The sequence below is a fragment of the Vibrio sp. 10N.247.310.24 genome (assembly GCF_041467175.1).
Lineage (GTDB): Bacteria > Pseudomonadota > Gammaproteobacteria > Enterobacterales > Vibrionaceae > Vibrio > Vibrio tasmaniensis_A.
In genome coordinates this window covers 15,618-27,109 of the sequence record NZ_JBFSUD010000031.1, presented here as the reverse complement: position 1 = coordinate 27,109, position 11,492 = coordinate 15,618, and the positions used below count along the sequence as shown (strand labels likewise).

General features: G+C 45.3%; 9 protein-coding genes. 2 read left to right on the top strand and 7 right to left on the bottom strand.

All coding sequences use genetic code 11. From position 1 onward, the window contains the following. Window positions 1-3: 3 nt before the first annotated feature. From AB6E08_RS11680 to AB6E08_RS11655, 6 genes are read right to left on the bottom strand one after another with little or no spacing between them, the layout of a single operon-like run. Window positions 4-1,686, bottom strand: coding sequence for a BatD family protein (locus tag AB6E08_RS11680; protein ID WP_372064882.1), 1,683 nt, complete (start codon window positions 1,684-1,686; stop codon window positions 4-6). A gap of 2 nt (window positions 1,687-1,688) precedes the next feature. Beyond that, window positions 1,689-3,629 (bottom strand): VWA domain-containing protein, encoded by a 1,941-nt coding sequence (locus AB6E08_RS11675; protein WP_372159925.1) that lies wholly within the window; start codon window positions 3,627-3,629, stop codon window positions 1,689-1,691. Then, window positions 3,622-4,614 (bottom strand): VWA domain-containing protein, encoded by a 993-nt coding sequence (locus AB6E08_RS11670; RefSeq protein ID WP_372064887.1) that lies wholly within the window; start codon window positions 4,612-4,614, stop codon window positions 3,622-3,624. Before AB6E08_RS11670 ends, AB6E08_RS11675 begins: the two co-directional genes overlap by 8 nt. Continuing rightward, on the bottom strand, window positions 4,607-5,092 hold the full coding sequence (locus AB6E08_RS11665) for a DUF4381 domain-containing protein (RefSeq protein WP_269334625.1): 486 nt from the start codon (window positions 5,090-5,092) through the stop codon (window positions 4,607-4,609). The genes AB6E08_RS11670 and AB6E08_RS11665 overlap by 8 nt, the downstream gene beginning before the upstream one ends. Beyond that, on the bottom strand, window positions 5,089-6,015 hold the full coding sequence (locus AB6E08_RS11660) for a DUF58 domain-containing protein (protein ID WP_372064890.1): 927 nt from the start codon (window positions 6,013-6,015) through the stop codon (window positions 5,089-5,091). The genes AB6E08_RS11665 and AB6E08_RS11660 overlap by 4 nt, the downstream gene beginning before the upstream one ends. 10 nt (window positions 6,016-6,025) lie before the next feature. After that, on the bottom strand, window positions 6,026-6,982 hold the full coding sequence (locus AB6E08_RS11655) for a MoxR family ATPase (protein ID WP_017084836.1): 957 nt from the start codon (window positions 6,980-6,982) through the stop codon (window positions 6,026-6,028). Window positions 6,983-7,444: 462 nt separating this feature from the next. Between AB6E08_RS11655 and AB6E08_RS11650 the strand changes: the two genes are divergently transcribed. Then, window positions 7,445-9,361: a methyl-accepting chemotaxis protein gene (locus AB6E08_RS11650; RefSeq protein WP_372064893.1), complete on the top strand. Its 1,917-nt coding sequence runs from the start codon at window positions 7,445-7,447 to the stop codon at window positions 9,359-9,361. A 356-nt stretch (window positions 9,362-9,717) separates the two neighbouring features. Further along, window positions 9,718-9,918 (top strand): chromosome segregation ATPase, encoded by a 201-nt coding sequence (locus AB6E08_RS11645; RefSeq protein ID WP_009845810.1) that lies wholly within the window; start codon window positions 9,718-9,720, stop codon window positions 9,916-9,918. Between the two features lie 271 nt (window positions 9,919-10,189). On the opposite strand, the gene malK is transcribed toward AB6E08_RS11645, so the two are convergent. Next, complete coding sequence (malK, locus tag AB6E08_RS11640) at window positions 10,190-11,302, bottom strand: maltose/maltodextrin ABC transporter ATP-binding protein MalK (protein WP_009845809.1); 1,113 nt, start codon at window positions 11,300-11,302, stop codon at window positions 10,190-10,192. Window positions 11,303-11,492 lie beyond the last annotated feature (190 nt).

The following is an 11,492-nucleotide window of genomic DNA, read 5'->3' as shown; positions in this document are numbered from 1 at the left end:
TAATTAAAGCGTTTCTAGTGAACTTTTACGCGTTTTGTTAGAGACTCGCTTTGGCTTCTTAACTACTTTGATTGCCTCAGTAGGATCCCATGGCTGACTTAGTGAGCCATCTTCACCATAGAGACTTTGATTGAGCTTCGTTAGCTCGACTTCAATTGCTTCTAATGTTTCATCACTCAAATCTGGGTTTTCTGTTTTCCATTGCTCAAGCAGGGTTCTGGTCATCACACCATCTTTCATTTTCAGAGCGGCAATAAGCGCTTCTGCCGTATCGGATTGACGTTCATCTTTTTGCTTTGGTTTTACTGCTGCGCCGCGGCGTGACCAGAAGTAGAAAGCAATCGCAGAACTGGTTAACCACAACACAGCAAACAGCGCTGTTAGATAAGGCCACATTCCTGGGTTTTCAACGGTAACAATCGTCGGGCTGGCTTGTTGTGTCGGCGCTTCAATCGTTGGAGGAGGCGTACTTGATGCAGCTTGCTCGCTAGCTTGTACCGACAATTCTAAGCCAAGTGCTTTAGTGGTTTGTTCCGATTGCGTATCGGTGTTGAACCAAGCTTGAGACACATCAGGAAGCGAAATATTTCCAGCTTCTTTCGGAATCAATACTTGCTTATAAACAACCACAGCATCACCAGACTGGTTTGTGCCAAATTGCGGTTTCTCTTCGTAAATACGTATCGATTTAGGGTAGATGATGTTCAGTTTCGGCAGTTGGTGTTGTGTTAAATTGCTAGCCGTCATAGTGATGGTTCGAGTTAACGAATCACCGGCTTCCAATTCAAAACCTTGCTTATTACTATCAAAACCATTGCTATCTGTTAGCTCATTACCTTGGCTGTCTGACCATTTCTGTAGCAACTTGAAGTCGGAGGTTGGTAACCACTCACCTTGATAGCCTTCTGGTACAGGCTTGACGGTGACATTCAGACTTTCAACAGGAGTATCGAGCTGGAAAAGGCGAGTTTTGCTTGAGTTGTTGGTTGAGTAAACAACAGCACCGGTTAACTTTGGCCCTTGAAGCTGAAATTGCCCTGCTTGTTGTGACGATATATGGAAAGATTGCTGAACAACCGTGACTTCTTGTCCGTTGATAACATCTTGAAATTGCTTAGACTCTCCAATAGGTTCTACGTCTAATTTCGCTGAAGTTGGTGGCGCAATTTTAGGATCTTGCAATCTTCTAGGATCAGCCTTAATGATGAGTTTTACATCAAGCTCCGCGACCTCTTGAGGGTATAGCGAGTCTTTACTCAGATTAAGTTGAAACTCGGCCATATCACTCTGCTTTGGAGCGGCTTTGTTAACCGCAACGTTGATGGTGATCGGCTTAGTTTTAGCGCCTTCAATATCAAAGCTAGGAATCTCTAATCGGCCTAATCGAAGCGGGGCAAGGGTAATATTCCACTCGCTAGACACAGTGCGGCTGCCATTGACGATTCGCATCGATGACCCAAAGCTTGGGGTACCGACGTAGAAATTCTTCTGGAGGGAGGTTAGATCTAAAGCACCTGACGATACTTTTTCATCGGTCGCCACTCTAAGTAGGAAGACTTCATCTTTGGTCACACTGTTTTGCGAAACACTCGCCACAGCGGTCGCTGCGAATACAGAATGTGACGAGAAAACACCGATTAACAGTGTCAGTAGCATTGATAAAAATGGCTTGTTTAAAAATCGCATGGTTACCACTTTTTGTTTTGGTTGTTAGGAGCACTTTTTTGTCGTGCTTGTAGAATCATTTGCGCTTTAAGCAATTGGCTCGGATCACGAGCGCTTTCTACTTGCTCAAGTTTTCGCATATCAGGATCGCTCGACATAGGTTGACCTGATACTTGTGCCGCAGCTTGTTGATCGTTGTTATCAGTGTCTTCCTTAGCAGCCTCTTGTGTTTGTGCTGCCTGAGATACTGAGTCACCCTTGTCCTGTGGCTGTTTATCTTCTTGATCCGCTTGGTTTCTTTGCACAGCTTGCTTGTCGTTTTCTTCATCCGCCTTGGAATCAGGGTGGCTATCAGCTTGGCTTTGGTCAGTATTCTGATCTTGGTTTTCACTTTGATCTTGGCTGCCGCTTTGACTTTGCGACTTCCCATTGTCAGCTGAGCTTTGTTGTTGATCCTGCGAGCTTTGCGAAGAATCATTTTGCTGACCTTGCTGACCTTGCTGACCTTGCTGACCTTGCTGACCTTGCTGACCTTGCTGGTCTTGTTCGTTTTGGTCTTTGGACTCAGAATCGTCTTGCTGTTGCTGTTGCTGTTGCTGTTGCTGTTGCTGTTGCTGTTGCTGTTGCTGTTGCTTCTGAGCTTGTTCGACAATCTCTAGGTTCTTCTTCGCGTAAGCATGTTCAGGGTTACTTTCGAGAATACGTTTATACTCTTTTATCGCTTGGTCGTACTTACCTTGCTTTGCTTGTGCATTGGCGAGGTTGTAGCGAGCATCTTCGCCAGAAAGACCTTGTAGCGTCTGTTCGGCCGCTTCAAAATCACCGGCTTTGTATTGCGCTATGCCTTTCCATTCTTGCTGTTCGAACTGTTCTGCGGCTTGTTGAAAGTCCTCATCTTGATACAACTGATAACCCACTTGGTCATCGGTTTTCCAAGGATTTGCAAACGCAGTATTCGGTTGGCTGAACGAGACAAGTACAGCTAGGCCACACCAAATGACCCCTTTTCGAAATAGGCCAAGGGCAGGAAGTAACAGAAACGGCAATAGCCAGAAGCCGTTGTTTACTCTGGTGTTGAGTGAGTTGTTGGTTTTAGTCACTTCTGATGTTGTCGCAACTCGGTCGAGGTAATTTGCGATGTGTTCAACGTCTGAGTTATTAAATTGCACCTCGGTGAATGTGCCACCAGAGCGACGAGTCAGGTCGCGCATATTGTCTAAGTTAGTTTTTGCCACCACGGTTTGCCCTGAATCTGTTTGCAGCATCGACCCGCTTGGTAGAGAGATTGGCGCGCCACTTTCCGTGCCTACAGCCAAGACTGATAATGTCCAATTGCTGCCAGAGAGTAGCGAGTCGATCTCTTTCTTCTCTTGATCATCGATATCATCGCCAATCAGTACCAGATCGCCTTGATAGATATGGGCTCGAGTCATCATCTCAATCGCAAGCTTAACTGCCGATGCTGCATTGCCGCCTTGGAAGGGCATGATATCTGGTGATAGGTTGGGTACGAGGTTCTTGATGGTGTTGATGTCAGACGTTAGCGGACTAATGGTGTAAGCATCACCTGCGTAGGCTACCATTCCCGTTAGGCCTTCTTTCCATAACGAAAGCAGATCCAGAGCCTTGTATCGCGCCTGTGTTAAACGGTTCGGTTTAATATCTGTGGCGTACATAGACATCGACATATCCATGATCACAACTCGCGCCTGCGTTTTTTCAAAGCTCGGCTGTTCATTTTTTTCAAAGCTTGGTCCAGCTAACGCGATGACACCGACTATCCACCAAATACCAAAGTAAGTACTGCGGTTTTTCGATGGCTTGCTCGATTCAGGAGCCAAGTAGCGGGCGATATGTGACGCTAATAACCCTTGCTTCGATTGTCTCTTGCTAAGCCACCAAGTAACGGGCAGCGCGGCAAGAGCCAAGAACCAATATGGGTAGATAAAAGTAAAGTTAGACATTGTTTCTCCTAATGGCTAACAGCATAAATGCGAAGAACATTGCCGCGGACAGTGGCCATACGAACCACTCTTGTTGTGGTCGCCAGATCTTAGTAGCGTTCGTCACGGGTTCTAATTGGTTGATGGTGTCGTAAATCGTTGCCAGCTCTTTGCTGTCACGCGCACGGAAGTATTGACCGCCAGTGCGTTTAGCGATTTCCATTAGAGTACGCTCATCCAAGTCTTGAGCAGTATTGACCTTACGAGTCATGAAGAACTCTTTGACCATCATTTCACCCGCACCGACACCCACGGTGTAAATTGTGGCGTTGTATTTCTTTGCAATATCCGCCGCTTCAAGTGGATCTAATACGCCCGCGGTATTACTGCCGTCACTGAGTAGAATCATCACACGCTGAGGAGCGTCGCTGTCGACAAAGGTTTTGGTGGCAAGACCGATACCATCACCGATCGCAGTTTGAGTACCGATAAGCTTTAACACCGCTTGATTGAGCTGTTGTGAAAGCGTGTCTCTGTCTAACGTCAGTGGCGTCTGCAAGTAGGCGTGATCAGCAAATAGCACCAATCCGACTCGGTCGCCTTTTCGTCGATCAATAAAGTCACTCAATACATGTTTCACCGCAGATAAGCGATCGATGTATTCGCCATTGAACTGCATGTCTTCTTGGCTCATTGAGTAGGAGAGGTCGACAACCAACATCAAATCACGGTGTTTCGGTTGAAACTCAACCGGTTCACCGTACCAAACTGGGCGTGCCATGGCCGTTACCAATAAAAGCCAGATGATGACCGACAACGCCTTGGGTAAGCGACTGCTCGGCGTTTTGGTATTGCTGTCCTCGGGCAGAAATGGAAGCCTTAGGGCATTGTTCGATTCCGCCTTAGGAGAGAACAAGTAAACGAGAACCGGCAGTGGCGCGAGGAAAAACATCCACCACCAAACGAATTCAATATTTAGTAAGCTCGTGTTTAAAAGATCAGTCATAACGACCTCGCTTTGGAGGAAGGGCTTTACGAAGCCAGATTTCGCAGTCGTTAACCAATTGCTGTTGAGCCTTTTTCTGTTCGTCGGTCATTAAGGTTGCATCTTGGTAGAGCGCTTGTTGCCATTGCGATTGTTTTGCGGCGAACAAAGGTTTTGCCAATTGCGCATCTAAGAACGCCAACCAATCATCACCAGACAAGCCTGCAATTTTTTCACGTGGGAAATAGCTCAGTGCTGCCTGACGAACGATGTCTTGAGCTGCACTCGGAGACAAGGTACTTGAAAGCTGACTATTACGAAAGCAAGCAAGTGCTTCGTTCTTCGCGTATTGGTTCTTTTGTCTGCGTTTTATAATGAAAAATACTAAGGCGATCAGAACGATGGCCGTGATAATGACTAGCCACCAACCCCATGCCAAAGGCCACCATGACGGTGCGCTTGGCGTAATAATCGGGCTCAAGTCGAGAGGTTGATTCATGACTGAACTCCTGATACTTGGCTCATTAACGATTGCGCACAAGACAATGAACTGTATGGGATCGCCAGAGAAAGGCTCATTTGCATCAGTTGTTGTTGCTTCTGACCAAATGCGTGACTGAGCTTTTCCTTTTCCTTGCTTGATGAAAAGTTAAACCAATGCGTTTTATTGCCGTCGGTGATCTGTTTTGAACCTTTGAAAGCAGTGACACCTTGCTCTAATGGATCGTAAAAATGCACCAAGCGAACTCGATTATGTCGACGTATTTGATTGATAAGTGAGTAATTACTTTCGTTATAACGAACGAAATCACTGAGCATAATGATATCGCTTCCTTTCGGGCAAAGCTGGTGAAGAGATTTCAGCCCATGCTCTAAGGTTGTGTCGCTGTTATTGCCTGGGTTGGTCAGCGCTGCGTTATTGATTTCTATGACTTTTTGTAAAATACGCAGCGGAGCATGGTTGCTAGCACTGGGTTTAATCTCAATGATCTCTTGGCCAGTATCTATCACTGCGCCAATACGGTCTTTTTGAGCGACGGTTAACCAACAAAGTTGGCTGGCAAAGTGCGCGAGTTGAACCGATTTAAGTAACAAGGTTGAGCCGAAAATCATACTGCTCGACAGATCTAAGAACAAAATCACAGGCTGTTCTCTTTCTTCAGAAAACAGTTTGGTGTGCGCCTTGCCTGTTCTCGCCGTGACGCGCCAATCAATGCTGCGGATGTCGTCGCCCGCCTGATATTGACGAACCTCAGAGAAATTCATGCCGCGACCTTTACGATTGCTCTCGTGTTGCCCGTTTAGTTGCGACCACAGGCTCTTGGCTGGAGGCAACCAGCGAACAGACTGCGCTTTGTATTGCAGCAGTTCGTCCAGATTTAACGTGACACCGTCACTATGGTTGGGTAATTGATTATTCATGCGCTTATCCTTATGCGCTACCAACCAACGAGATAAGGTGTGCGATCACTTGGTTTGCAGTGACCCCTTCAGCTTGTGCGTGGTAGCTACGAAGCAGGCGGTGGCGCAATACAGGGAATGCCATCGCTTGAACATCTTGTGGGGTAACATAGTCGCGGCCAGCAAGCCAAGCGTGAGCACGGGCACAACGGTCTAACGCAATGGTTGCACGCGGGCTAACACCCATGTCTAACCATTGATCAAGCTGGTCGCTGTATTGCTTAGGTTGGCGCGTCGCCATTACCAGTCTGATTATGTACTGCTCAATGGTGTCTGCCATGTGAATGTTGAGTACTTCTTGGCGAGCTTCGAAGATCGTTTGTTGAGATATAGGCTCTGGTTGAACGGGTTGATTGCCTTGAGCTTCGCCTCTGTTTAGGCGCAAGATCTCCAGCTCACTCTCCATGTCTGGATAAGCCACTTCTAAATGCAGCAAGAAACGGTCTAATTGAGCTTCTGGTAGAGGGTAGGTACCTTCTTGCTCAATCGGGTTTTGCGTTGCCATCACCAAAAACAGATCGGGCAGAGCATAGGTTTTTCGACCTGCGGTCACCTGTTTCTCAGCCATAGCTTCTAGCATTGCGGCTTGCACTTTCGCTGGAGCACGGTTGATCTCATCCGCTAGAATTAGTGAGTTAAAAATCGGGCCAGATTGGAAGGTGAACTCTCCCGTTTCTGGACGGAAAATATCGGTACCCGTTAAATCAGCAGGTAACAAATCTGGCGTGAATTGAATGCGGTGGAAGTCTCCCTCGACACAGTCAGCTAGTGACTTTACGGCGCGGGTTTTTGCCAACCCCGGAGGCCCTTCAACAAGAATATGACCATCTGCCAGTAAGGCGATCATCAGTTGTTTTACGAGCTCTTGCTGACCAATGATTTGAGACTCTAGGTAGTTTTGAAGGATTTCGAAGTTATTTTTATGCATTTTTGGACTCTCTGGGGGCCATTTGATTCTTATTTTGAGTATTGGTCACTGATTAATAGGAAAAAGTTCCAGTACATCTACGTAATTTATTTTTCCAAAAATGGAATGATTTACAAGCGGTTAACGAGAAAAAACCACTGAGCCATGGTTTGTACCATATCAATTGTTTTTTATATATCAAAGCTTCAGAGGTCTGTCGTTAAGTGAGCTTCGGGGAACCTTATTATCCAGATAATTAAAATGAATGGTTACGTTTCATTGTATTAGTCTTGCTGATGGTTTCTTCTATAGAAGAATGATTGCTTTGTTTCACCATGCTTACAAATTTTTGCGAAATACCTCTCTAGTTTGATGGGGTTTAGCCGATATATGGTGGAGAGAGTGCACTACTGGTTTAAGTGCACCAAAAAAATCCTGTTCAGGATATATAAATAACGAGCGATTCTTTTTAAAGGTCCAAATATGTTGAAAACTAACTCTCTGAGTATTAAACAAAAAGTTGTACTTGGAATTACCTTCGCAGTTCTTGCATCAACGGTGATTGTCGGTGCGATGGCACAAAAGCAAGCAAGAGATGTTTTGAGTCATCGATTAGTCGATATTGAGCTTCCGGGAATGTTAGAGCGAATTAATGGTGAAATTGACCGTGAAGTCTCTCAGCTATTGTTAGCTGCAGAACAAATTGCTTCGAATGAATTCATTTCTGACGCTATCGAATCGACCGATCGTGATGCCGTCTTAGAGAACAAGCTAGTAAAGCAATTGAACAATGTTCGTAACCAATACCAGCTAAATGATGCCTCGGTAGCAAACCGTCAAACGGCCTACTACTGGAACCAAGATGGCTTCTTGCGTCAACTCAATCAACAGCAAGATGGTTGGTTCTTTGGCTTTACGCAATCTGGCCAGCAGACAATGGTCAGTATGTTCCAAGAAGCGACAGGTGAAGTGAAAATGTTCGCTAACTACCAACAACCTTCTGGTTTAGCGATGTCTGGCTTATCGAAATCGATGGGTGACATGGTAAGTCTACTCAATAGTTTTAAGATCGAAGATACCGGTTTTGTTTTCTTAACGAATAGCCAAGGTGATGTTCAAATTCATCGCGAACGTTCGCTTAGTGATTCATCACTTCAACAACTTTACGGTCCTCAATCTAGTCAGTTGTTAAGCAAGTCAGGATTTAACCTGATTACAACGGAACATAAAGGACAAGAGTTGTTTGTCGCGAGTTTGTATGTGCCGTCAATGGATTGGTTCGTTGTTGGTGAAGTTCCGACGAGCGAAGTTTTTGCTGAGCTTGATGCAACGGCTAAACAGATGCTGATCATGACCGCTGTTGTAGCGTTAATCTTTATTCTGATGGGCGTAGTGCTAGCAAACAGTATTACTCAACCGATTAAACTTTTGGCTAAGCGATTCGGTGACCTTGGCGAAGGTGACGGTGACCTTGCTCAGCGTATCGAAGTGAAAGGCAACGATGAAATTGCACAGCTTTCAAAGGACTTTAATGGATTCATCGAAAAGATTCACGAGTCGATGAAAGAGGTGTTTTCTACAAGCCAAGCACTTCAAGTCGCCGCTGAGAGTGTTTCTAATAAAGCACACATCACCCACGACAATAGCCAAGAACAACGAGATCAAACTCTTCAGGTAGTTGCAGCCATTAACCAGATGGGCATGACAATCAGCGAGATTGCATCGAATGCGGCAACGGCTGCGGAAACGGCAACACAGGCTTCAGGCAATACTGAAGTAGGCCGATCTGTGGTAAACAAAGCAAAAGACGCGATCAGCCGTTTAGCGCAAGACATCGAAAGTACAGGTCAAGTGGTAGAGCAGTTAGCTTCAACGACTCAAGACATTGGCTCTATTTTGGGTGTAATTCGTGACATCTCTGAACAAACCAACCTACTAGCTCTGAACGCTGCTATTGAAGCTGCGCGTGCGGGTGAACAAGGTCGCGGCTTTGCCGTTGTAGCCGATGAGGTTCGTAACCTAGCAAGCCGTACCGCAGATTCTACTGAAGAGATTCAGAAGATGATCAACCAACTGCAAAGTGATGCTAAAGATGCCGTAACGGCGATGAGTGCAGGCAAAGTGATTACACTTGAAGGCGTATCGGCGTCGGATGAAGCGGTGGACGTACTGGGTGGTATTTCAGACCGTATCGTTGATATCACTGATCGTAACACTCAAGTGGCAACGGCAACGGAAGAGCAATCAACCGTAGTTCATACCATCAACCAGAATATTGAAGAAATCAACGCGATTAACGAAGTGACGACTGGAACCGCAGAGCAGCTTGCTGAAGCGAGCCAAGAACTTCAACAGCTTTCTTCTCGCCTAGATAAGATGGTTGGTTCGTTTAAGCTTTAACAGCCAATAAACATACAGAACTATAATTGGAGCCGGATTCACTTCATGTGAATCCGGCTTTTTTACGTCTAACATGTTTGTTCGTTGATATGGCACTTTACGTTTGGTATGGCTTTTACGTCTGATACTGCTTTTTATGTTTGGTGTGGCTTTTACGTCTGATACTGCTTTTTACGTTTGGTATAGCTTGTTACGTTTGGTATAGCTTTTTACGTTGAACGTCGCCATTCAGACCGCAGTTCTGCATTTAAGCTGATGTTCACTTGATCTGGTTTCGGGCTTTGCACCTAATCGCCCTAGCATCATAGAGCGTAAATGAGTAAAATCTCGCTAGGTTTAATATTTAGGTAAGTATCATGAGCGATTTTGAAAAAGAACTAGAGCAGATGACTCAAGAGATGGGCGATGAGCCTGAAGTGAAACTTCCATCACTTGAAGAGCAAAAAGCGATCGTTGCTGAATTTAAGCGACTAGAAGCGGAAGGCAAACTGACACCTGAAGTGTTAGAACAGCATTTTGGCCAGTTCAATAAAACAAGTGATACGCCAATTCACTAAGTTATTTACTACGATTGGTATTAAAGTTGAGCAAGCCTATATCTTTATCGTATAGATAGGGTGGCTTTTAGCTCCAACAGATAAAGGTCTAGCATTCGCTAGGCCTTTTTTGTTTTTATACTGAACAGACAACAGACAACAGACAACAGACAACAGACAAAGCGCGATCTATTTAATGAAAGTAAAACTCGTTGTCAGAAAATGAGAAATCCCCCTTACAAGGTAAGAGGGGTTCGATATGGGCAAGTTATATCCTAAAAAGACGAACCGATTAGTCGGTGCCGTACTCTTTGTACAAGCGACGACATGCTCTACCATCGCTATGGAACAAGTGACAACGGTGTGCAGGAATACCAATCGCTAGCTTGTCACCAGACTCAATCGTCAACGTGTCTGGCTGGCGATAGATAACGTCAGCATCGGCACTGTCGAGGTTTAGGTAAACTTGTGTTTCGTTACCGAGCTTCTCGACCATCAACACATCAGCTTCAATCGTCGCATCACCTGTTTCAGCAGACAACAAGTGCTCAGGACGAACTCCTAGAGACATACGGTCACCAGCGTTGACAGTCGTGCCATCAACTGGGATCCAGAAAGTCATACCGTTTGAAAGTTGTACCAATACGCGTTCTGCTTCAGCTTGTTCGATGTGAACCGACATAAAGTTCATTTTTGGTGAGCCAATAAAGCCAGCAACGAAACGGTTTTGAGGATAGTGGTAAAGATCAAGAGGTTTACCCACTTGAGAAACAAAACCACCATCAAGCACAACGATTTTATCCGCCATTGTCATCGCTTCAACTTGGTCGTGTGTTACATAAATCATGGTACAGCCCAGTTGACGCTGTAGCTTCGTGATTTGTGAACGCATTTGAACACGCAGTGCTGCATCCAGGTTAGATAGAGGTTCATCAAGTAGGAATACGTTTGGTTGAGAAACCAGAGTACGACCGATAGCAACACGTTGACGTTGACCACCAGACAATGCTTTAGGTTGACGTTCAAGAAGGTGACCAAGCTGAAGGATTTCTGCAGCATGTTCTACACGCTTGTCAATTTCAGCTTTATCGGCGTTTGCCAGTTTAAGACCAAAAGACATGTTGTCGTAGAGATTTAGGTGCGGGTAGAGCGCGTAAGATTGGAATACCATACCCACACCACGTTTTGATGGCTCAACATCGTTCATGCGTTGGTCACCAATGTACAAATCACCAGACGTAATATCTTCTAGACCCGCGATACAGCGTAATAGCGTCGATTTACCACAACCTGATGGTCCAACGAATACTACGAACTCACCTTCGTTGATGTCTAAGGTTACGTCCTTAGAAATCTGTACATCACCATATGATTTATAAACGTTTTTTAACGTGACACTCGCCATCTAGCTTGTCCTCGATCGATCAAATTTTAAGTTTTACTGCTTATCATTATAAGGAATTTTTGGGTCAGCAGTAACTGTAGGAATTGGTAAGTATTGAGTGAGTAAGAAAAAAGTGGGTGGGACTTGGATTCTTTAACCAAGCCCACCCGTCATAGCCAAACTGGTGCCTATTTCCCCCACATCCAGCTAA

Bases quoted from the DNA above. Each gene is read 5' to 3' on its own strand.
- AB6E08_RS11680 (WP_372064882.1), bottom strand. From the start codon at position 1,686: ATGCGATTTTTAAACAAGCCATTTTTATCAATGCTACTGACACTGTTA.
- AB6E08_RS11675 (WP_372159925.1), bottom strand. From the start codon at position 3,629: ATGTCTAACTTTACTTTTATCTACCCATATTGGTTCTTGGCTCTTGCC.
- AB6E08_RS11670 (WP_372064887.1), bottom strand. From the start codon at position 4,614: ATGACTGATCTTTTAAACACGAGCTTACTAAATATTGAATTCGTTTGG.
- AB6E08_RS11665 (WP_269334625.1), bottom strand. From the start codon at position 5,092: ATGAATCAACCTCTCGACTTGAGCCCGATTATTACGCCAAGCGCACCG.
- AB6E08_RS11660 (WP_372064890.1), bottom strand. From the start codon at position 6,015: ATGAATAATCAATTACCCAACCATAGTGACGGTGTCACGTTAAATCTG.
- AB6E08_RS11655 (WP_017084836.1), bottom strand. From the start codon at position 6,982: ATGCATAAAAATAACTTCGAAATCCTTCAAAACTACCTAGAGTCTCAA.
- AB6E08_RS11650 (WP_372064893.1), top strand. From the start codon at position 7,445: ATGTTGAAAACTAACTCTCTGAGTATTAAACAAAAAGTTGTACTTGGA.
- AB6E08_RS11645 (WP_009845810.1), top strand. From the start codon at position 9,718: ATGAGCGATTTTGAAAAAGAACTAGAGCAGATGACTCAAGAGATGGGC.
- malK (WP_009845809.1), bottom strand. From the start codon at position 11,302: ATGGCGAGTGTCACGTTAAAAAACGTTTATAAATCATATGGTGATGTA.